This window comes from Nostoc sp. DedSLP03, assembly GCF_034530815.1.
Classification (GTDB): domain Bacteria; phylum Cyanobacteriota; class Cyanobacteriia; order Cyanobacteriales; family Nostocaceae; genus Nostoc.
This window is the reverse complement of record NZ_JAVRCK010000028.1, coordinates 25,907-48,696: the sequence shown is the minus strand read 5'-3', so window position 1 is coordinate 48,696 and position 22,790 is coordinate 25,907. Positions and strand designations below refer to the sequence as shown.

22 protein-coding genes are annotated in these 22,790 nt (G+C 40.4%); 11 read left to right on the top strand and 11 right to left on the bottom strand.

The features are described from left to right. Nucleotide 1 precedes the first annotated feature (1 nt). From RM368_RS15530 to RM368_RS15480, 11 genes are all read right to left on the bottom strand, one after another. Nucleotides 2-1,276, bottom strand: coding sequence for a hypothetical protein (locus RM368_RS15530; protein WP_322694881.1), 1,275 nt, complete (start codon nucleotides 1,274-1,276; stop codon nucleotides 2-4). After that, complete coding sequence (locus tag RM368_RS15525; protein ID WP_322694880.1) at nucleotides 1,273-2,112, bottom strand: hypothetical protein; 840 nt, start codon at nucleotides 2,110-2,112, stop codon at nucleotides 1,273-1,275. Before RM368_RS15525 ends, RM368_RS15530 begins: the two co-directional genes overlap by 4 nt. Nucleotides 2,113-2,204: 92 nt before the next feature. Continuing rightward, nucleotides 2,205-3,722, bottom strand: coding sequence for a TrbI/VirB10 family protein (locus RM368_RS15520; protein ID WP_322694879.1), 1,518 nt, complete (start codon nucleotides 3,720-3,722; stop codon nucleotides 2,205-2,207). A gap of 4 nt (nucleotides 3,723-3,726) precedes the next feature. Beyond that, a complete protein-coding gene (locus tag RM368_RS15515; protein WP_322694878.1) occupies nucleotides 3,727-4,443 on the bottom strand; it encodes a hypothetical protein in 717 nt (238 codons plus the stop codon). Continuing rightward, nucleotides 4,440-5,492, bottom strand: coding sequence for a hypothetical protein (locus RM368_RS15510; protein WP_322694877.1), 1,053 nt, complete (start codon nucleotides 5,490-5,492; stop codon nucleotides 4,440-4,442). The genes RM368_RS15515 and RM368_RS15510 overlap by 4 nt, the downstream gene beginning before the upstream one ends. After that, complete coding sequence (locus RM368_RS15505) at nucleotides 5,482-6,252, bottom strand: hypothetical protein (protein WP_322694876.1); 771 nt, start codon at nucleotides 6,250-6,252, stop codon at nucleotides 5,482-5,484. Before RM368_RS15505 ends, RM368_RS15510 begins: the two co-directional genes overlap by 11 nt. Next, entirely contained in the window at nucleotides 6,194-6,751 is a 558-nt protein-coding gene (locus tag RM368_RS15500; RefSeq protein ID WP_322694875.1) for a hypothetical protein, read from the bottom strand. Before RM368_RS15500 ends, RM368_RS15505 begins: the two co-directional genes overlap by 59 nt. Next, the gene (locus RM368_RS15495; protein ID WP_322694874.1) at nucleotides 6,748-9,804 is read right to left on the bottom strand and encodes a helicase HerA domain-containing protein; all 3,057 of its coding nucleotides are present in this window, start codon (nucleotides 9,802-9,804) and stop codon (nucleotides 6,748-6,750) included. Before RM368_RS15495 ends, RM368_RS15500 begins: the two co-directional genes overlap by 4 nt. A 373-nt stretch (nucleotides 9,805-10,177) precedes the next feature. Continuing rightward, nucleotides 10,178-10,666, bottom strand: a complete 489-nt coding sequence (locus RM368_RS15490) for a hypothetical protein (protein ID WP_322694873.1) — start codon at nucleotides 10,664-10,666, stop codon at nucleotides 10,178-10,180. Between the two features lie 884 nt (nucleotides 10,667-11,550). Then, a complete protein-coding gene (locus tag RM368_RS15485; protein WP_322694872.1) occupies nucleotides 11,551-13,728 on the bottom strand; it encodes a hypothetical protein in 2,178 nt (725 codons plus the stop codon). Between the two features lie 1,441 nt (nucleotides 13,729-15,169). Further along, on the bottom strand, nucleotides 15,170-15,388 hold the full coding sequence (locus RM368_RS15480) for a helix-turn-helix domain-containing protein (RefSeq protein ID WP_181927076.1): 219 nt from the start codon (nucleotides 15,386-15,388) through the stop codon (nucleotides 15,170-15,172). A gap of 332 nt (nucleotides 15,389-15,720) precedes the next feature. On the opposite strand from RM368_RS15480, the gene RM368_RS15475 reads away from it, so the two are divergent. The 11 genes from RM368_RS15475 (at nucleotide 15,721) to RM368_RS15425 (ending at nucleotide 22,683) form a co-directional block, all read left to right on the top strand. After that, nucleotides 15,721-16,653 (top strand): ParM/StbA family protein, encoded by a 933-nt coding sequence (locus RM368_RS15475; RefSeq protein ID WP_322694871.1) that lies wholly within the window; start codon nucleotides 15,721-15,723, stop codon nucleotides 16,651-16,653. 1 nt (nucleotide 16,654) lies between these two features. Next, nucleotides 16,655-17,065: a hypothetical protein gene (locus RM368_RS15470; RefSeq protein ID WP_322694870.1), complete on the top strand. Its 411-nt coding sequence runs from the start codon at nucleotides 16,655-16,657 to the stop codon at nucleotides 17,063-17,065. Continuing rightward, the gene (locus RM368_RS15465) at nucleotides 17,062-17,223 is read left to right on the top strand and encodes a hypothetical protein (RefSeq protein WP_322694869.1); all 162 of its coding nucleotides are present in this window, start codon (nucleotides 17,062-17,064) and stop codon (nucleotides 17,221-17,223) included. The genes RM368_RS15470 and RM368_RS15465 overlap by 4 nt, the downstream gene beginning before the upstream one ends. Next, nucleotides 17,223-17,489 (top strand): hypothetical protein, encoded by a 267-nt coding sequence (locus RM368_RS15460; protein ID WP_322694868.1) that lies wholly within the window; start codon nucleotides 17,223-17,225, stop codon nucleotides 17,487-17,489. The genes RM368_RS15465 and RM368_RS15460 overlap by 1 nt, the downstream gene beginning before the upstream one ends. A gap of 7 nt (nucleotides 17,490-17,496) precedes the next feature. Then, a complete protein-coding gene (locus tag RM368_RS15455) occupies nucleotides 17,497-17,676 on the top strand; it encodes a hypothetical protein (protein ID WP_322694867.1) in 180 nt (59 codons plus the stop codon). 64 nt (nucleotides 17,677-17,740) lie between these two features. Further along, a complete protein-coding gene (locus RM368_RS15450) occupies nucleotides 17,741-18,172 on the top strand; it encodes a hypothetical protein (RefSeq protein WP_322694866.1) in 432 nt (143 codons plus the stop codon). Then, entirely contained in the window at nucleotides 18,169-18,294 is a 126-nt protein-coding gene (locus RM368_RS15445; RefSeq protein ID WP_262984711.1) for a hypothetical protein, read from the top strand. Before RM368_RS15450 ends, RM368_RS15445 begins: the two co-directional genes overlap by 4 nt. Next, on the top strand, nucleotides 18,291-18,896 hold the full coding sequence (locus tag RM368_RS15440; protein WP_322694865.1) for a hypothetical protein: 606 nt from the start codon (nucleotides 18,291-18,293) through the stop codon (nucleotides 18,894-18,896). Before RM368_RS15445 ends, RM368_RS15440 begins: the two co-directional genes overlap by 4 nt. Nucleotides 18,897-18,950: 54 nt before the next feature. Next, on the top strand, nucleotides 18,951-19,517 hold the full coding sequence (locus tag RM368_RS15435; protein ID WP_322694864.1) for a hypothetical protein: 567 nt from the start codon (nucleotides 18,951-18,953) through the stop codon (nucleotides 19,515-19,517). After that, nucleotides 19,517-21,418, top strand: coding sequence for a hypothetical protein (locus RM368_RS15430; RefSeq protein WP_322694863.1), 1,902 nt, complete (start codon nucleotides 19,517-19,519; stop codon nucleotides 21,416-21,418). Before RM368_RS15435 ends, RM368_RS15430 begins: the two co-directional genes overlap by 1 nt. Nucleotides 21,419-21,684: 266 nt before the next feature. Further along, entirely contained in the window at nucleotides 21,685-22,683 is a 999-nt protein-coding gene (locus RM368_RS15425) for a hypothetical protein (protein WP_322694862.1), read from the top strand. Nucleotides 22,684-22,790: the final 107 nt, after the last annotated feature.

The following is a 22,790-nucleotide window of genomic DNA, read 5'->3' as shown; positions in this document are numbered from 1 at the left end:
TTCACCCCCTCTCTAGAATGACTAAATCATTCTCTTGAGTGGGAATCCAAGGTACAGGGCCAATAAAGTAGGGAGTGCAAGATTTACCACCCCAGAGAAAGCTAATGCAAAAACGAAAAAATAGCCCAAAGTTGGCTGTACCAGTGGACTCATTTACACCAGTTAGCACAACTTTGAAACTAGAACCGTAGACAAGCCTACCTGTTGGTTCTTTACCACCGTTAACACGTTGTAAGATCCCAAAACCACCGTCTACTTTCTGAGCAGAACCAGAAGCCCATCGCTTACCGTAAAGGTTGCCAGCTTGCCCTGCAACATCACCTAGTTCTAGGAATGGACACTCTTTACCCACATTACAGGCGACAACAACATTTTTGTTGGAACGATTTACCCTACCAGAAACAAAGTAATTCTCTCTTGCCCTAGAATCACCACGTTCCGAATTACTTAAAACTACAGAAGCTATACCCACGACATCCAAACCCGAATTAATCGGCTGTGGCATCTTGTCAAAAGGTACTTGATTTAGCCCCGGCACTTGATTAATGTAGCTTTGCTGCCAGCCGGGAAATCTTGATAGTTGCGTCTGATTAAGTCTAGGAATTGAGTTGATGGGATATCGACCTAGATCCAGTTTTTTACCCAAAGGGGTATTAGCAGCTTGTGGATTAGATTTTAAAATAGTTGAAATCTTACCGTTCAGTCCAATTTTGAGCGAATTTTTGTCAGGTTTGTTTGACTTTATAGTAGCTGCGGCTATTGAATTAGAAGTTATGCTACTGTAACGAGATTGCGCGAATAAATCATAAATAGGTGGAACTTGATTAATATCAAGGTTGCCCAAGCTGGGAATAGCTTTGACTAGGGTGTTAGGAGTTTGCCACTGCATTAATCCCAAGTCTTTGAGTGTAAGCTTGGGGCCCAGAGGTACGATAACAGAGATAGTTTTCAGGCTGAAGGCAGACATTTGAAAAGCATCATCTACGTCCCCCAACATAATTACAGAATCAATACTCTGTCCGGCTGTCCAAGAACGGGAGGGATTATAGCCAATTTTGGCGGCTATATCTGGGGAAATATCAAGATATCCGGGCTGTTGTAATGGATCTAAGCTACTCCAATTGATTTTTGACCAGTCTGGAGACTTTAATTGATATTTACCAGAATTATAAGTAACTGTTGGAATTTCTGCATTGGCGACGCTGGGTAATTCTAGAAGTGATGTCGCAACCATTGAGGCAGAAACTATTGATAATAAAGCTCTATTGTTAATCACTGAGTTTGCCCCCATTGCATCAGTTTATTGAACATTTCTTGGGGAATACCTGATAACCTAATAGCCTCTGTCCTACTTTTACCTCTCCTCAATAAACGGATGGTATCTTGCGTTTGTCGCCATACTATAGACTTAGGTTTGATTGCGCCATTACCCACCGCCACCGCTAAACCATAAGCTACGGCATTAGCATCATTTCTTTGTGAAACAGTGCTGGTTTGCGAAGAAGTATTGACTGTTAAACGTGGTTTTTTATCAAAATTTCGAGGTGCGGTGTTATTGGTGATATTACTGGTATTGTTTAATCTATTTTGATTAACTAACGGGTTTTCAGCTATTAATAACGACTGTGGTTTATCCGAATCTGGCTTAATAATTAAACTGGTATATTCTGGTTTACCTCTAGCCGGAATCAACTGAAATTGATATTGTTTTTGACCGTCAGCACTAGCAGTAATCACGGTAATCACGGTACTACCATCTTGACTGGAAGTTAAAACCGGAAAACTAATTGGTTTAATTTGTCTGAGGAATAAAATTGTAGCTCCTCCACTACCACAATTTTCATCTGATGCACCACGCTGACATAAGTTGCCATTGGAAGTTAAAGCAAAGCGGGAAGGGTCTCCTAACCACACTTGCTTGATGGTTTCACCTGTGGGAATGAAATTGATAGTCAAACCGTAACCAGCCCAAATCTTTAAGTCAATTCCATGAGAATTACTACCTTGAGCATCTTGTGAATAAACATTTCTCGCGGCTGGTAGTGCTAAAGCTGTGCCTGTATTAGCGTTGATAACTAACGTAGTTAGCAGTAAAAAACCTAAACGTTTCATATCACAACGGATTTATCTGCAAGAAATTGTGTAATAGTTATAAATTCAGAATTTCAAATTTATCCTTTTAACTCATTACTCATTGCCTAATTTCATATCGAAATTGATTGATTGACAAAGATTTGCACTGGTTTACCTGTTTCAATTACAAAAACTTGTTGTTGCTGTTGTACTTGTTGTAATTGCTGCTCATTGGAATTTTTCATCCTACTGAGAATTTGATTAATACTGCCTTCAGTAAAACCAGCCAGTAAATTCTTATCACTGTTACTTGTTGTAGTGGTTGTTGTACCCAAAGAGCCAATTGTTGTCTCGGAATTAGCTCTATTTTGAATCTCAGCCACCTTAGATAAACCAGACAGCATAGATGCCATGAGCGAATTGCCTAAATTACTGCCACCTTGACGAGATTCAGCTTTAAGTAAATTGCCGTTTTTACCCAATATCAAAATCGAATTCTGGGGCAGTGGCTTTTCCTCGGTTTTACCGTTGATGTTCACTAATACAGAAACAGCCGTCATTTGCACTATTTCTGAGTTAGTGGGATTGATCATAGCCACAACATAAGCATCTTTGGGTAAAACTTCAGACCCATCAAATGCTTTCAGGGGTTGAGTTAAACGAATCAGGCTATTTTGTTGCTGCTGATTACTTACACCACTACCCACCCAGGCTACAGGAGTCTCTATCACACCCGCCGCACGAGTTCCGACTAAAACCCGCTTGCCATCGTAGTTAGTCAGTGGTAGCTGTGGTGAAGAATTGCGATCACTCCGAGGTAAGCTATCTGGTTTTATCCCTATACCCCCATTCACTTGAACATTACCCAATTCTGCCTCTTCCTGGTTTAAATCTGCATTGCCAGTGTCAGTAGAGGAGTAATTACCGACATTAGCAGCTGCTAACCACTCCTGCATCGGGTCTTTAGGAGTGGTACGAACGGGTAACGGATTGGAGACAACTTGAGATTTTACGGGTTTAGGTATAAGAGCAGACACAGATTGTCTGACTACTGGTTGAGCAGCCACGCGATCGCTTCTACTAGGTCTAGTAACAGTAGGTGGCGGTGGTGCTTGATGAATAGTTAATGGTCGCGTTGGTGTAGGCTGAGTTTTGACGGTAGGTGTAGGAGTGGCTGTAGCTGTAGGGATAATTGTTGGCGTTGGTGGTGCAGTTTCAGCGTTTTTTTTAGTAACAGCTTGTAACTCCCCTTTTTGAGAGGTGAGAGCTATTGCTGTTTTTAGGTCTCCTTTTTCATTTTCATCATCTGATTTAATATCTGTCTGAATACTTTTTGCATATTGCTGGGCTGGCTTATCACCGGGAGAATTCAAAGCCCCTGTAATTGAGCTAATCATCGTCCCAAACATGACAACTATTAATAACACGCTACCGGAGACTGTTAACCCTTTTAGTAATGGGTGATTAGCTACAGGGCGAGTAGTGACAATTTCTTCTGGTTCAGTTTTTTGTTCATCCACAGGTGATGATGTTTCTGAAGAATTAGGAATTTCTACCCCATTCATCCGAGCAAATTCTTGGCTTCTATGGGAAGTATCACCAGTAGTAGCTTCAGAATTCGTATTTACAACTTGACTTTGATTTGACATAAAGCTACTTTCCTAAATCTAAATCTTGGATGCGGTAAATTTCCATTCCCGCTTTTCTAGCTCTATAAGCCTCTATCTGTGGTACAGAAGGATTATTCGGTAAAGGTGGTGTATCTACTGCTCTCACAAATACAGTTTTATTAAAAGAAATAGCCTTACCTAATTGGTCTTGACCTTTAAAAACTACTAAGTTGGCAACCATTTCTAATCGCCATTTACCTTCTTCTATTTTCTGAGGAGGCGAAAGATGGCGTACAAGTAAAGCTGATTGAGTATCACCATTAAACACGTCAGGCGGTGTTAAAGCTGCGATTTCTCGCAGAAAACTAGCGCGAAAATCTTCTGATAACGCAAATCCTGCGCTCCAGGTATTTGTAGTAAGCTTTTTATCAGATACTTGTACACCAGGGTCAAGTTTTAATTTGGTTGGATCTAAGTTACTATCAGATGACTTAGGAACGGCATTCCAACTCATCAAATTCATCATTGTCCGCCCTGCAAAGTCCATAAGTGCTTGGTCAGTACGGTCTTTTTCTCCTACTGCAATTGCTCTTAGGGAAGTACCATCTTGAAGTTCCACTAAGGTGGGTCTATGGTTAGAAATATTACTTAATTTACTGGAATTAGTCAGATTTATCAGTAACAAGAAGAGTAAGATAACAGCTTGCCCTATTGATACTAAGGGAGTAAAGTTTATCTCTTTCTTATCCAGTAATCTCATCTGAATACCCTCCCTGAGATTAACCTCCCACTGCTAGAGAAACATGAGAAAGCTGCCATTCCTCCACCAGACCCCATTGCTAACGCCAGTATTGGAGACAAAATTGCTTGTACTAGCTGTAAGAACAAGGGATTATTGTTACTAGCATTCACTATTGCACTAGCCGCCATTCCACAAACAATTGAGTATGACATGAGTACCAAAGTCAGTGCTAACCATCCTGCAACCCAAGCATAGATGGGTTTAGCTCCAAAAGGGAAAAGTGAAAGCACTAAAAAAATAGGGGCTATATAGGCATTTAGTAAGAATGCTACTTGCACAACATATTGAAAGGCTGCTTGTAAGCCACTGAATATAATCCATGACAAGGCTTGCACCATTGAATTAATAGTTTGCCCAGCTATATCTAATGGATTCCAGCTATTTGAATAGGAAAATAAACCGTGCTTTTCTTTATACTTTTGAGCGTTATTTTTCGCTTGATTTATTTTTTCATCTCTACATATTTCTCTGGGATTAATTTTTTGTCCTTGGTCATCTACGCCATTCTCAGGCTCTTTTTCACATTCTTGTAGTTGTGTTTGAACTGAAATAGTAAAAGCCTGATCCATATTGGCAGTACGAATAGCATCTCTCAAAGTAATGCCATTTCGCGTAATACTTAATACTTTGTCATTCAAATTGACCGCTACATTACGAAACATCAAAGACGTGGTAGCAAGTAACTGCCCATTATTAACAGTCAACATTAAACAGACTAATAATGGATAGACCATCTCATTCAAAATTTCATGACTAAATCCTTCCTGAATTAACCTAGAATACCAACTGATAGACCAGAAGGAAACAAAAACCACTCCACATAAAGCAGAAACAGCAACTACTGCTTTAAAAACTTCACTATTACCGCTAGCTAAATCTTGCCAGTCTTGGTTAAATGAAGACACAACCATGCGAGAGCCGTTGATCGCACCGTCAACTATATCTTCCGCGTTTGTATCTCCAGTAACTGCTAGTAAATACCAGAAGTTAGTTAAATTATTTAGCATTACTTTGTTCCCAAAAAGCATCAGCGAAAGCAGCCGCACCTATAATTTGTCTTGCACTGGAATTATTATTAGCTTGCTCTTTTCTTGCTTGTTCATCCAACCTACTGGAAATGTCACTCAAATTGATATTGGCTGCTGATAAAGCTCTAGTTTGTTTTTGTGCTTCACTGTGAATTGATTTAGTAATAACTGTTGTTTGTAGATTCTGCACTGCCATCTTTTTCAAGATGTCTTGAGTGATGACATCATTTTGTACTTCATCAGCAGTATTAGATGAATTTTCTACAGCATAATTAGAGATTTCTGCTTCTTGCACTTGAGTTTTTTGCCCTTCTCTGCCTAAAACAGATCCAGATAGTCCATAAGTATAAGCTTGATGCCATTGTCTCTGAGCATTTTCACCTTGGGTTTGAGAATCAGTTTCTACTAAATCAGTATCTTGCTGTTGAATAATCACCTTGATATTTTTACCTGCTTTTAATGGGTCAGGTATACCCATAACTCCATTTGTAGAAGTGATGGCTATATCTAGGTCTTTATCGTCATCTTTGTTAGCGTCTTTCGATAGCTGGCTAAATTCTTGGCTATACTGCTTAATGTATGACTGTAAGCTTGTCATTACTTGCTGAAATTGTTCTAGAAACGAAGATTTGGCTGTGGCCGATAAAGATGAACAAGAAATGAATACAATTACCAAACTACTAAAAACTGCTAAACGGCGGTAAATAGGGGCTAATGTCAATTGGCTGAGTAATTTCATATAAATTCTCCAAGGAGACTGTAAAAGATGTGGGAGCGCAAGCAGATATTACCTCTGCTTTATTTCCTAAAATTTTCTTGCCAGTTACTATTAGTGGTTCTGGTGGATATTTATCTGGTTGCCTAGATAATCTTTCAAATAAATTGCCTTCATATCTAGGATTACTAGGAATTAAAGGTACTGGACGCTCATACATTAATATGTATGTTTGTTCAGGTTTAAAATCAGTATTAATCCCAGGTTTATTTAATTGAATTTGAAGTTTATCTTGAGTTTTACTTGCATAATATGCCGCTTTGAGAAATCGGTCACTTTGTACATATCGGTTAGCAGAATTTAAACGTTGTTGACAAGCTTGCTGTTTCTGGGCAATATACTTCTCATGCTGTTGCTGATGCCACTTCCACACTTCAAATGATGCCCACGATGATAAAACTCCTAAAATAGCCAACAATACTTTATATTGTGCAAACACCGTAGCAATTTCTAACTTTTTCATAAAGGCTTACCCTGCTTAATGCAACCAACATAGTATTTGGCAAATTCAGACACCCACTGAAACTTATCTGAGTACATTGCTTTAAACCTATCGCGTGCTGCCTGCTCTTCTCTGCTATTAGCAACTAACGCCAACATTGGGTAAGAAGGATAGTAACGACAGCGTATATATTTGTTGTTGTAATCCAATAGCCACAGCGTATATAGCTGTTTTACATTGGGACGAAAACTTTCATTTTTATCAATAATTTGCTTTGGAATGCCTAAATGCTCTGAAAAACTTTTTGCAGCCCCTGGTACTATCCGCCCTATTAACCGACAGGGCATATTTTGTAAAATTTGTTCACCAGCATCTGAGTTAGCGATCGACAAAATATCTTGACCTGCAAGTATGACCCGACAGCCGGATTTTCGAGCAGTCGCGCATTTACGACCCACTAACCGCGATAAAGCAGCAAACCGCAACAATACACTGGATTCATCCATGAAGAAAACGCTATTGGGTGCTGATAACGATTGTCTGGAGGCGGCAATATAAGCAGACATCCCGAAAACTTCAGCGTCTTTACTTGATTGCAGATTGGTGAGGGCAAAGGTAATTAGCTTGGCATCAGTATCAAAGGTGGAGGGACGGCAGATGGCATTGCCAATGGTACTATTTCTCCAATATTGAAAACGTAGGCGGATATAGTTCAACGCCCTATCTACGTTTTCATCTTCATAGCCCAAGTTTATGTGGTCTGTAGAAAAGAAATACTCCATGTCTGCAAGGGTTGGGGTATTCTCCCAAGCCGCAGAACCTAATCCTCCTTTCTTGGCAAGAGCAAACCGTTGTTGAATATCGTGGTCATCGTAAAAGGCTTTTGTCCCTAGTGGGATGAGAGATTCGATTGTCTGGGACAAGAAACCATCAAATGATTGCGAACCCAAGACTAACTGAAGAACAATCAAGTTGACATCGTTTCTGTGGGCTTTAGCTCGTTCCTCCCGTTGCTCTTCTGGGATTTTTGATAAGTCTAACGGCTGCACCAAATTGTTAGACTCTTTGGAAATATCAAAGTAAAAACCGTTGTGATAGGGTGTGTAGTCCCCAAATGTCCCTGTCCCGTCATCATTGGGCAGGTCTATCATTAAAATACTCATGTCTTGAGCTTGGCACTCGGCGATGATAGAGGCTACCAAAACTGATTTACCTGAGCCGGTTGTACCGAGAACTAAAATGTTTTTGGTTTTTGATAGGTCAATTTTGACGGGCGAATCACTCTCATCTGCAATTAACTCAAACCCTTGATGATCTGCGGGACTATTCTGCACTATATTAGTTAATCCCAAAACTTCACTTGCAAAGAAAGTCTGCCGTCGATTATATGGACGCATCAAAATTGGTTCTTGCCTAATCAGCAATGTTTGCAGCCAGATTAACCAAGCATATTCATATTCACGGGTTAGTTCTGTGGGTTGGTTAATATAGCCAGCTATCAACCTACAGGCATCGTCTACTTGCTCTGCTGTAGCTCGGTAAACCAGCACTACCAAGCTTAAATTTAGTGGTACATCTCCTGTATATAGTTGCCTTTGTGCTTCCACTGAGCGTTCCACATTGATTTGGGCAGAAACATCTATTGATTTTTTCTGCTGAACATTCAAATCTAATGCCCTAGAACGTTTGGTAATCATCTGCTGGGCTGCACGGGTTATCCCTCGGTCAGCCGGGGAGAATTCTGTGATGATTTCTACATCAAAAATGTTGTTGCGTGAGAATAAATCCCACAGGAAACGAATTTGATGTTTAGTGGAGGCAAAGATTTCTGGTTTCCGGGTTAGTACCATTACTCCGACATACTTCTTCTCATCACCGTTTGGTAAGCAAATCCATCGTTTATCGGCGAAAGGTACACCATTATTGAGAATGATTGAGGTGAGATGCGGTTGACTGATGATTTCCAGTGGTTTATCCAATGCAGCCTGTTCATCAATTTCTTCTCTTAATCCCTCTTCATCAAATACTAGAGTATGCGGAATGATTACTTCTTTTGCTCCGATGTTTTTACAAAGCTCTCTCCATAGGTCTTTATCGGTTTTAGGTTGAGGATTTAAGCCCATTTCTGAAAGAATTTGTTGGTATCTCAATGAGGCTTCTAAGGCTTTTGTTAAAATCTGTGTAAATCGCTTTTTAGTGATTTTACTGACTCCTGAATCGGTGAATCTTCTTTGAAGGAAGTTAGTCAATTTCGCTAAAAACTTATCTACTGGGTCTGAAGTATCTAGCGATTCTGAGGTGACTGTAAATGACCAATAAATATTTAATTTTATATCTTTACGAGCTTTCTCCTTTGTCAGTTTTTGAGTTCTTGCTAACCTCCCCCAGTCTAAAAACTCACTTTCTAGAGAAGTTGGGTTATTCAAACGTTGCATTAAATAATCTGTACTATCACTATCATCGCAGAATGAACTCCAACGACAAGTGATTTTTTCGCCTTGGGGAATTTCTTTACAGCCGTTTTCAAAGGCTTGAGCCACCGCTTCTATTTCTTGTTCTGAATGAAATAAAGGATGAATTCCAGTACAAGCAAAACCAAATATTAATTGCAGGGTGTTACTACTTTCCGTCAGATTCTTTTTACTTAGTAGATAAGCTCCAACTATATAAGAATCTTTTTTGAGTCTGACTATAGTAGTCAAATCTAACCAATCTTCAAAGGGATTGAGGGTTTTAGGTTTAGATGAACGAGTTAGCTTGACTTTTCTAGTACCGACTTTTTTCTTATGCTGTGGTGAGGTGTAATTAGCATATCCTCTTGTCCATTTGGGGAGAATAGGATAAATCTTTGACCAGTACAGATAAGGCTTATCTCCTGAGAGGAAAGCTATTGATAAGCTAGCCCAAAATGCCAAGCCTAAACCCCAAAATATATCTAATCCGAGAATTAAGCAGAGCAGTCCAAAAACTACGCAGAATACTCCGGCGAAAATTACGAACTGTCTACCTGTAAACGGGCCAAACTTGGGGCTTTCACCTAAGCTCTGATTGACTTTGATTATCTCTTGTTTCATGAGCTTTTAGAAATTGCCATTAAATCAGAAATCAGAAGCCAGATTTCAGAATAAGTACAGGTATTATCAGCATCAATAAGGCAGTACATCCTCGTAATTTTTTGATTTGTAGCAACTGCCGTTAAATGCTGTTTAGGAGTCAGTATGGATATTGATTTAGCTATGAAATCATAGCTAAATTCCATAAGACATTACCAATACGGTTCAGTTAAGTAAAGGAAAATTAATTTGTTGAAGCAGACAGGACGAGGAAGGCAAAGAGAGGGAGGAAAAAAGCTTATCCAAACCAGATTGAGGTTATCTGACACGAATTGATTTTGATTCTTTAAATTTACTTAACGTAAATTATTCTGATTCCTGAATTCTTCGGTCATTAGTTACAAGCTGTGTTATTGCCAAAAAGCAGTGATTGGAATACTACAATCAATATCACAGATATGAAGGTAAAAATTGGCTGCTGAATGACATTACTCACTTCTTCACCACGCCCATACGCCGCAACCCCTTGATAAACAGAGAAGCAGAAATAACCGAATAAAACTATTGTCAAAGCGGTAAACAAAATCATTGGCAGACTAGTTAAGACCGCATTATTAATCGCTCCACCTGCTGAGGAATTGGTAATTATACATTCCATTGCTTTTTGTGCATTAGAAAATATAGAATCTGCTCTCGCTGCCCTAGACTGTAAACCAATGAAAAGCGTTGTTGCAACTGAAATAAGCTGCCAACGTACCTTAAAAAATATCTCGAATAAGCTTTTTGAACCTTTATTTTTTGTCGCTCTACTATCAGCACGTTCATTTGCTGATATAGATGCTTTGAGCCGAGCCAAAGTCAAAGGTAAGTGTTTTATCTGCATAACAAAGACTAGGAAACTGCTTAACTGTCCTGGAGCATCCACTTTTGGAAGAAAAATAATTATTTCGTATCATAAACCCACTATATGGGTTGTCTAAAAAAGTCTATCTGCCAAAACTGAATGCTCCCAACTGTCCTTTGCCAAAAAGACACATTTTAATTACTAGGAATAAATCTGATGTCCTGTCAAAATCAATTATTTTGCAAAGGAACAATAAAAAAACTCTAGTGCAACTAACTAGAACCAAACCAGTTTTGTAAATTTAATTCAAATTTCTATATATTTTTTTACTATTAAACCCAATTTTAGTAAGATTTTTATTACTATGAATAGTTGACAAAATATGTTATTTGTGTAAAATTTATTATTTATTTTCTCTGTATACAAATAAATTTTACTACAACTTTCTTTATCTATTTTTATTATACATCATTTAATATCTATGCTTGGCATCAAAAACAGTTATTTTGATGTCATAATGCCCATTTTTGGGACATAATTATCTTTTTTGTGACGAAAATGCCATAAAAACTAAAATCAGTCACAACAACGCACCTATGGTTGCGCCGTTGCACATCTTTAACCGTTTTTATACTCTTGTTTATTCAGAATGGGGCAATTTATTTTTGTTAATTTTTTATAAGAATGGTTCATAGATACAAAAATTTAAAGGCTTTATCTTAATGCCGATTGAGTAACATTTTCCGTAATACTACGTTTAGAGAAAAAAACACTGCAAAAAATTTGCTTTCTATCACCGCGTATAGTACATTTGTTCTGAATATCCCGGTTCTGATTTTCCCACAACTAAGTGGGGTTTTTATTGAGCTTTTGCAGCTAAGTCAATCATTTTTAATCAAAAAAAGCCTGCACGATCGCAAATTCTATAGCCTGTAGTTATGTCTGCTTTGTTTCAAACGCTCTGCCATCTCTAGGGCAGAGGGGTTACTTGCCAGCCATTCCTGCGCTTCCTGTTGTAAAATCAGCGATGGCGATTCTAGCATTAGCAGACGTATGGCCACCTTTTCTAGTTTGATTCGCTCCTGGGGCAGGAAGGATAACTTTTCTATAGTGCAGTATAATTTCAGCCAATGACGTGCTTGAGCAGTTGCCTGAAGTTTCAGTCTGATTGCCTGACGGTAATCATCTGGGCTAAAGGTTTGCTGTTCAAGTGGATCATCCGCTTCTACAGGAATGGGTAGTGAATCTACACATCCTACATTTGGGTGTGTAGTAGTTGGTATAGAAACTGGTACAGAGGGTTCGGCTTCTGAGGTATGTTCACCCTCTAAAGTGTTCGATGAGGTGCTATCAACATCACTATGAGCAGTGGTTACTACGTCTGAAATACCTACAAGAGTAATTATTTCCTCATTTGATAAGTCTTGCTTATTGTCATCAAACGATTCGCTTCGGAAAGGTTGGTATAGGTTTTGCTTATGATTAAGATTTGAAATTTCTGAAGAATTAGAACTAGGATCTGAAGAATTAAAACTGGGAGAAAATTCTTGAATTTGAATTTGAGAAGATTCTTGAATTTGATTAAATTCAGCTTCTTGCGTTGCCGACGGCAACGCTTTAGCTGAACTCAAGTACAACACCTTCATATATGGGGGGAGTGTGTAAATTTTTGCTGTTTGCTCCTGTATCCCTTGTTTTGTCTGAGTTTCAGACTGCAATTCTTCTAACCACGGGTCTGGTATTTGGGAGTATTTTTCAGGAGATAAAATCGCTGTGTTACTGTCTAGAAGCTCATTTACAGGCTGTTTTGATGCGTTTTTTTCTTGATAGTCGGGATGCCATAGGGGTAGGTATATTGCTTTGTGCAGGGTTGTCTGACTTACTCCTTTGCCATACTGGGCTTTGGATGCGGCGATTATTGCTAGAGCGCGATCGCTTGTCCTTAGAGGAAATGTTAGAGTTTGTTGTAACTGTGCAACAATCGAACGAATCCGCTCTATTGTCTCTTGCTGACGTTGTTCATTAGGGTGCAGGTTGATGATTTTATTTTCATCTACTCTGCCAAATTGTTCTTTATAACTGTTTACCCGTTGCGGTGTGCCTGGGTACGGGGTGTAAAATCCTTCACAGCACCTTGCCCATTCTTTGGCTCGTTGTTCGATTTCATGTTGATGGCGGCACCAGTTTACGTAACCTGGAGATTGGCAGGCTGTGATCGCTATATGATCTACTAGTGTTTGTCCGCTTAATTGGCGAAAGACTATGCCGTAACACGCTATATCTTTGAGCAGTTCGTTGGTCTGTCCGTTTCCTGTCCATCCTTCAGAGATGCGTTGTTCTAGGTCTTGCTTCCATTGCTCGGCTGCACTGCGCTGACGGTAGGGAAATTTTATAATTTTTTTGCTGTTGGCTCGGACTAGTGCTTGGGCTAATGCTTCATAGTCTTGCCCTTTTGCTGACCAGTCGGCGGCGTTGAGGAAGTCTTCAATGTCGTCTGACCAAGGTTCTAGGCAATCATCGAGTACATAAGAGCCTGTCTGTAAGGGTAAGCGATGGGCGTTGAAGTTACTGGGGCTGCCTTTGCTGTACACTTTACAGTTGGGGAATATTTCTAGTTCTCCTCCTTTGATTTTGAAGCCTGCTGCTTCTAGGGTCTGCTGGATGGCACAAGCTAGGGTGTAGGAATGTTGTTTTTCTTCTAGAAAATAATATATATGCAGTCCGCCACTATCGCTTGATTGTATGGGTATTGGTCTGCATAAGCCGATTTCTTCTAGGCTGGCTAGTAGCTGCCGGTATTTTATTTGGCTGTTTGATGGGTGTAACTGGCTGCCTCTGTCTAGGTCTATTAGTAGGTAGTTGGTTTGTTTGGTAAACCGCAGTCCTATTAAGACATCGGGGTTTAAGTATTGTTGCCACAGGTTGCGCGGCTGTAAGGGGTAGCGGTTTTCTGTTAGCCACTGTGGGCGTTCACCACTTTTTGGGGTGGGGGCATAGATGAAGCCCCAGCCATGATGGAAGTATTCTAGAAACCTTTGTCCTAGTGGGTCTAATGGCTCTAGGGTAGGTTGTAATGCTGTGTTTGCTTTGGCTTTTGCCATTTTTCTCTCTCCGATGATGATTGGTTCATCGGAGCTACCCACACTTTTTAGGTTCGGGGTGTATCTTTCTTGGTATGGGGTGTTGGCGTAGGGTGTAATCGATAATCTTTTCCTACACCCAACATCCAATACCCTAAGCCCTTCTTGGTTCTTAAACCCTACCCCCTACCCTCTCATTTGAAGGTTCATTAGCGGTGCTTATATCAAATGTCACCAACGGCTACAAACAAAAATTTTCCAATTTGCTCAAAAATTAATTTTCTTGTAAAAATGGCTGTAATTCTTAGTCTGACGCTCTCATAGTTAGTTTTAGAGGGTTGATGCCACCTGATTCAAGTTGCACTAATTTTGCCTTTATGACCCAGACATTGCTACATTGAAATTGCTTTTAAAAAAATGTTACGGTTAGTTGTTAACCGCTAAACGTATGTCTGGCGTGTGGGCAGCTGGCCGATTTCTTTTTTTAGCTACTTGACACAACTTTCCTAGCGACTGGTGTAATCTTTGGCGCTTGCTTGTGGGTAGTAAAGAAATCAGAAATCAGCCCTCTGTATTATTTTTTTAAGAAAAAAAAGTGCAGTTTTTGATTGAAAAAATCCATTCTTCACGACGTTATCCTCTTCTGCGAGGCATCTAGCCGTCAAATCATCCCTTAATTATTTCTGGCTCAATAGCTTTTGCCAATACTCCGCTTGAATTCAGAGTGGGGATAAATTATAGCGGTAGATGCTTTTTTTACTATTTGTTCAAAAAAAAGCATAAAGTGTCCCGCCCTGTGTGCTAATATTGGCAACAGGTACGAACAGGTAAAATAGGTTAATTACGAGTGGTGAGTCCTCGTTTATCTGGAACAATTTGGTGTTTTGACCTGGCAGTCTTTATCGCACCGGAACCGTTCTAAAACGACTCACATTTATTTTGACTATCTGAATATGCTGTTTTGGTCGTTACTTCCTCCCTTGTAAAGACTAATTGCAGTTTTACGTGCAGACTTACTCTCGCTAGAGTAGCATGAAAAGCGGCTCGACCGTATAAAAACAGATTTGTCTGTCTGGTCTTGTAGGCTTACAAAGCATAAAGCGAACATTTAAACAATTACATACAAACAGCGATCGCTCCTTGGCTGGGGCGATCGCTTTTTTAAATAGCTCTCCTGAAATGTTAAGTAATTTTAAGGATATCTCACTCATGCTGCAATCAACCCATTTCTTGTATCTACGTTTTTTAAAGGCATTGAGTAATTTTGTTTTTGTTGACCTGCTTAATAGTCAGTCAGCGATCACTTATCACTAAGCCACATTCTTAACCCAGTTAATCCCTTCTCCACATCAATGAACTACTTTATACCAATTAAATCCCGTATTCGTTACTATGCCTACACAAGTAAAGCGAATACCTGAAGCTTGAACAATGTCAAATAGGGACTATGCAGTTTCTTAACCTAGTCTGCTTCCTCCCATTCAATTTCAAATAAATCTGAAACACTCTTTAGGCGAAAGTATTTACAAATTTCCTTAATTGTTCTCTCGTCTATCCTATTGACTTGATTTCTATACAGTTTTCCAACCGTACCAGGTGCTAGTCCTGTGGCTTGAGAGAGCGCTAATTGGCTAATCCCTTCTTTTTCCATTAAATTTTTTAGTTTACAGATCAATTTCATCTACCAAACTCTTTCACTTCAATATAGCAGTTAGTCAGTTAGTTAGCTAATGTATAAGCTGATCGATATTTTATCATTAAACGGATAAGATGTTTAAATACTTAAATTGCTTGCTAGCTAGTCAGCTAACTAGTTATAATCTTAATAGACGTTAAAGGAACAGTTCATAACAAAACCATAAAAACCAGGACGTGATAGGTACTTTTGAGGTAATACACCTCTGTAAGTGTCTGTATTAATAAGTAAACGAAACAATCACAACTGATATAGCTATTTGAAAAAGTTAGCAACAGCCAATAACGGCTGCTACTAGCTTTATTAGGAGATTGCAAGTGATAAATATTTACTGTGCAGATATCGGTAACTACAGCAGTATCACTGCCCTCAAAGGTGAAAAACCTCGCGTGATGCGCTCAGTCTTCCAAGATGTAACTTATACCAGCGCTAGAGATTACGACACTGACGATTCACCCTCTGTCAAACTAGATGATAAGGTTTTAGTCCTCGGAGACCGCGCTACTAAGCAGAAAAATTCACAAACCGCAGCAGAAAGGGGTAAAGACCTGCCAGAATTCTTTAAACCGTTCACTTTGGCGGGATTGCGGCAGGATTTTGATGGTGTTGTCCGCTTTCTCGTCCCAGAACATTCTCAATGGCACGAAGACACAATCAGACGGACTCTAGTTGCAGAGCATCAAATTAACGTCAACGGCACAAACTACAGACACCGAATCAAAAATGTTGAATTTTTCCTTGAGACAGATGTTGCTGTAATTAATGCTTACAGAAACGGCAAGCTTGACATGGACGGCGACACACTCGCTATTGATATCGGTGGCGGCACAACTAATTATGTCGTCATCACCCCATCCTCTGAAGTTCTCACCCGTCGCTCAATTCCCAAAGTGGGCGGTGTCTCTCTGGCTAACGACATCATCAATAGTGATTTGATGCAGAGTTACGCCAAGCGCGATAACGTTGCTTTTAAAGTGGCGAAGATGATGGACGCGATCGCTGATGGCTCTCTCACCTACGGACGCAAATATGACTTTAGCTCAGTCTTTCCAGGGTTGTTAGAAAACTGGTTTAACAACCTAATGGACAGCATCTCTACAGCTGCTAATGACTATCTTGCAGACGTTACCAACGTGATGCTGATTGGTGGATGTGCTAATTTAGTCCGTCAAAAGCTGAGTGCCAAGCAAGGCTTTTACATTCCTGCTAATCCACAGTTATCAAATATTCAAGCACTGTTGGCTATGTGAAATGCAAGTACGTTTAGCGGCTCAAGTCGCCAGCAAAGTTGAAGGAGTCCGTCTTTCACTTAACTATTCCAAACTGAGTGACACTGTAAATCTGCTATTGGACGCAATCAAACATCAATGGCATCTGAATCTGTCATCCTTGCCCCAAACTGGGACAATTAACCCCAAAGTCAGACTAGATGAACGTCATCAAGCCTGGGTGTCTCAATATGCAACCGAGAGGGGAATTAGCGTCACATCTGCCACAAATCTCTTGATTAGTGAATATCTAGCAGGCAATACGATGAATGTTTTGCCTCAGATTCCAAAAATTGAAACAGAAAATCTTGCATTAACTCCACAAATCTCTCCACGAGAACAAACGACCGAAAAACTGAAAGGTCAGCTATTAGTTAGGAGTCTTAAGTTATGAATCAGACCCGTGTAGTCTTGGACGAGAAGCACATACCTAAAGCCAAGGAAATCATTGAGCAAACAGGAATTAATACATATTCACAACTATTTACCATCCTGTTGGTGAACTACGGTGACACTCTTGTTCGTTCGTTAAGAGGTGGGAGTGAAAACTAATGCAAAATCTCACTCGCATCCATGATTCAACATTATTGACTCAATCGGGCGTTTATCAAATAGATAGAACTTTGTACCGATATCTAGAAAAAACAGGCACAGTCAAAGCACCACAGTATATCTTCCGTCCTCTTTCTGGAGAGAAGAAGAAGGCGGATATCAAGCTGAATCAGAAAGCTTTAACTACCCGTTGTTATGCCGTAGAAGGCTTATCTACAAACAGTTCTGTAGTCAATCAAGAATCACAACAATTGTCCTTATTTTGAGGTGAATATGAGTCGGCAATCATTACCCCAATTGATTGTACAAGCCCAACAATTGCTCACACAAATTCCTCAACATCCACAATACAAAGCTTTGCAATTTGATTGTGATATCACTCTGGGTGATTTAGTCAGTTTTTCAATACCTTGCAATCTGAATGTCAAATCAAAGGCGATTCGCATCCACTAACGCCAATCAGTAATGCGAATCGCCTGCCAACAGCATCAGGTATCAATATAATGGATTTTACAAGATGAGCGACAACATCTTCTTTGCAGCCCTGAACGCGCTAACCCTGAATGGATGCGCCCCGGAACTGGCACACTCAGCCGCCTCCATTGTGGCTAATGATGATCCCTCGAAACCAGATTTAGGCAGAACCACTGAAGATCAGCAGATTATTCAAGAGACGCTGCCATATTTGCAGAATCAGACTTGGGACTCAACAGGAGCTTATGACAGCTATCAGACTATTGATGATACACCGCATCCACTGGCTCACGGGCAGTTTTTGGCTAATTTAGGTGGGTTAGTCCCTGACAATCTGATTTTTGCACTGGCAGAAGGTGAGGATTACCCGTTTCAGGTAATGCAGGAATTGGGCATTGGCGAGAATGTGATTGAACGTGCTGAATCCATCCAATCCAGACTGGGTGAAATGAATTATTGGGGTGAAGAGGCATGAAAGCTTTGATTACATTGTTGATGCGAATCTTACCAGATGAGTTGGTAGAAGAAATCAATGCTGTCAGCCTGGATGAGTTGGATAAACGAGGTTTAATTATTTGGGCAGAGGAGCAAACATGAGCAAAACAGTAAAACTCAAGCTGGATGCACCCGTCACATACGCTGCTTTACAGTCCCTAACGAACATCAGCCAAGAAACCATATTCCAAGCACTTGACGGCAACCAGACAGCCGCCGCAGAGGTGGCTGATTTCCGAATTAAACAAACTCAACGCGCCCAAAATGCCAAGGCGGTATTCGGTAACTTAAACCAAGGGTTGCAGGCAACTGAAGCTGTTATGGCAGAAGAAACCCAGTTTCTCACCGCCGCAGGTACAAGCATCAACAAAATGGCTGATGGTTGGTCAAAGGTCAGAGTCAGCGATGTGCGTTTGGGCTATGGTCTACAGGAAAAAGTTATTGCATCTGACAACCAGCTAGCCCAAGAACAGTTTCGGCACGGACGGACGCTCAACCTGCTTGGTGAATCGCACCGTGCCGCCCTCAGAGTCATTGAGATTGACGCTACCAAAGCACAATCTCAGGTTTGGCAGCAGGTAAAGGACAAACAGCAAGGACTTTCACCCGCAGACAGAGCTAAAGAAACACTAAAAGACATCCACAGACATGGTTCTAACGCTATGCGAGGAGTAAAAGGTTTCTTTAGACGGTTGATTGACTAACAAGTAAATTCCCAGGGTTCACCCCTGGGGATAACTCTTTACAAGGTTTGGCCAATGCTAACCAAAAATCAGAAAACGCCTATTTATTTTGATGCTCTTATTGTTGACGATTCGCCTACCTCCGTAACTGGCGATGAATACGATAGTGAACAGGTACAACAGGCGATCGCAGAAATTGACAGTTCTATCACTATATTTCGTGGTATTGCCCAAGGTGCAGTTTTAGCAGGTTTTCAACTCACGTCAACGCAATCTCTGTATCTGGCTGGCAGTGTGGGGCTGTTCCCCGCCGTTATTGCTGGCTTACCAGTGGGTGCTTCTTTCGCTGCCACCCTCTGCTACTTGCGCTTTGAAAATAGTCTGATTCCCAAGATTACCAATCGTCAAAAGTTGGCTATTGGTGTGACTCGCACCGCGATGCTGGCTGCTAGTTCGAGTAAGCTAACCGGGGATGCCCAACAGATGGACTTTGTAGCCCGTGGCAGTTTCCAAGTATTTACTCAGCAGGTGAGAGAGTTTGAAGGTATTCAGCAACCTAGTCAAAATCATTTTGGCTTCTTGCTGGGCTTTTCCGTATGTGCAGCTATTACATTGTACTTATTTTTACGGAAAAAGACATAATGAAAGATGTTAAACCAACAGAACTAAATCAGCGCTCCTACAGCCTGCCACCGCGTTTAGGCTTGGCTGTCAAACTGTCTGTGGCAAGTGCTGTAGTTTGTGGCATAGCTGCCCATATCGGCGATGGCATAGCTAAAAAAGACATCTGTTTCTACCCAAAATCAGCCAGAATCCACGATGCACCCATTCAAGCTGGTGAGGGCAACCCAGAAGAACTATTGCTGGGTAAAAAGTATTGTCGCTATGAACAGCGATCGCAAATACCACAACCCTACCTGAAGGCTAATCAGTACCGGACAAGCAACCCAAACTTTAACCCTTGGGCATTCCTCCAGCATGAAAGCTTGTACGTGTTCCGCGAACTGCCAGCCGACAACCCATTTAAGATTCATTTGGGTATTGCAGCGATCGTGTTCGGGGGGATAGGGTTATGGGCAACCAGTAAGACACAGGATTATCTAGCAGATATCAGACCTCATTACCGAGCTACCAAACAGTTTGAAGGTATTAGAGCATCTTACAGTGTAAAACTTGGTGAGCAACTGTTAAACCTCTCTGGTAACGAACTGCTGAAATACTTGCGTGGCATCAAAATTGCAGAAGCCAGACAGCAGTTTATGGCCAACATTACCCCACAACAGCAGACAGCCCTACTCATGGCTATGTCGGCTGATGATTATTACGAATTTGGTCACTTGTTAGATGGGGGGCAGAGCTTTGAGAAATTTGAGCCACAGCAACAGCCAGCCGCACAATTACCACATGGCACACCCGGAACTGTACAAGAACAAGTACAACAGTCAACATTTGCACCTCAACCAGTGTCAACAGGCGATTATCTTCACCCATCAGAGACTGAAGCACTAACAACATTGCAAACCATAGCCCGTTCTGATGGTTCTACTGCCTTAGTTGCTGCCCCTGGCTCAGGGAAATCCGTTACCCTTGATTACCTGATTCAAAGGATTCTGGATGATGACGACAGTGCTGATATTTGGGTAATCAGTGCGAAAAATGATAGCTTTTGCGGTTTACGGGACAAAGGTAGAGTAATTGTCTTTGATCAGGAGCAACCAGAATCAGCTAAACGCACAATTGATCGCTTTTACGACTCCTACAAACAACGTAAGCAGTTACCCGAACATAAGCGCGAATCATTACCACCGCTAATTCTGATTTTGGATGATTGGTTAGTTATCGCTGACCAACTCAGTAAAGCTTTCTCGGACTGGAACTATGGAGGTAAATTACTAGATGTCTTACTGATTGGCAGAGAGTTTAACACCAAATTTTTTGCCTCCCTCCAGTCTTTTAATTTGGCTGCATTGGGTATTGAAAAGATGGATTCTCAAACTCGTCTCTGCCTAAATTTACTGTTGTTAGGTAACAGGTACATCAAAAATGGTAGAGAACAGGAATCTTATGGGGTGCTGGAGTTGATTTTAAATAGGGGTGACATTATCCCTGGTAAGCAAGAAAGAGAAGAGATTAAATCTAGATACCTTCAGATCAAACCCATATCCTATAAAAATTTACGTCCCATATTGATTGCTTCTCTGGGTGGTTTTGTTGTGGCACTGATGCCTAAATTCTCAAAACAGTCTAATCCTGTTGCTGATGAAAAAACTTATCTCGATAGAGTTTTCGACTTAGAATTTGATTTGAATAATAGCAGTCAAGTATCAAAACATCAACAGCAAGTAAGTGAAGTAGCCAGCAAAGTTTTAGAATACTTCCAAAATGTGAAAAATAAAGCCCCAAAGACATTACGTGATTTGAAGAAAGCTGACAGACTCACCAGCTACTCAGAACAAGAATTAATTGCTAGTTTAAAGGAATTAATTCAATTTGAGAAGCTCAACACTGGTGAAAATAATACTTATTTCTTACCTGATTGGTAAAGTATCTGCCGTAGTGCCGTAAATTTTAGAGACTGCACCCAAGTAGTTTATTGTTTTTGTACGGCATACGCTCAAATTACGGCAATCCTGATGCTGAAAGCATCTTAGCCTACGGCATAGTTACGGAACATTGGACACTTACGGCAGATATCCAGCATTAATTAGTTTTAGATAACATTCATATTTATACACCTTACTCTCTGTGCATATTACTATATTTAATCGTTAAAAATGGTCAATCAATTTCATTAAATGAGGCATCAAATATGACAGTTTTTCTACAATTACGAAAAAATAACTTTCCTGCAATTGAAAGCCTAGCTCAAAATTTAAAATCCACACTTCAAGAAGTAGCAAGACTGGAGAAAGATAACAAATATTTATTTTTACAAGCTGAAGCGACAATGGTTTACAGTCTTGTAAAAAATGCTGCTAGCTCAATCAATCATTTAGTACGTATAAATTTAGATAATGAAAAAGCTATTGCATTAATAAAAACTGTAGCTAATTATCTACATACTGCCTATATTCGAGTCTGCAAATATACTGGTTATATTGCACACAAACTAAAACAGCTATTGCATGAAGCATTTAATCTGTTACCTTCGGGTATGACATTACAGCCTGAACTTTTTGCACCCAATGAAATCAATCCTGTTAGAGAAAATAAAACTCCCATTCTTGATGTTATTGCCAAATGGTTTAAAGATAATGCTCAACGCTGGGCTTTTCAACAGCAACAAAAGTTAGACAAACAGTATTTCGATTACATCACCAACGGGAAACAAAAATCCCCGGTTGCAGTGCAGTTATGTCTTGATTTAGAAAGTGTTACTCTTGCCTACCCTGTTGATTCACCTCAAGTCGTTGCTCAAAAACTTGCTGCTTTAGGCGATGTGGAATTGGAAGTAGAGAGTGAAACTACACCTGACAGTTCTTGGACTAGAGGAGATCGGCTAAAAAGCGGTGGCTGTTCTGGGACGATCGCCGACGTTAAGGGTAATAAAGCCAAAATAGATTGGGACAACGGATATTCAGAAGTTTATACCTTCTTTCAAATACACCTTTACGGCTATCAAAAGCTAAAAGCACCGAAAAATCATACTTTAACTATCGACAATATCAAAAATTTAACGCTACGGGCTGCGCGAAAACTTGCCAGTGAGTTGGGACTGCCTCAAAAAATAAATGGGCAGGATTTGAAAAAGGAGGCGCTGATTGCTTCTCTACTAAACTGGCGGCAGCAGCAAGCTTATCAGTTTTGAGGAGAGCCAAGTTCAAGAATTGGGAGTAGAGCAGGTGGCGCTAGCACAGTGTCAGGGGCGGGCTGCACGAGTATTGACTACTTCATTGGGACTTCCGAAGAATAAAT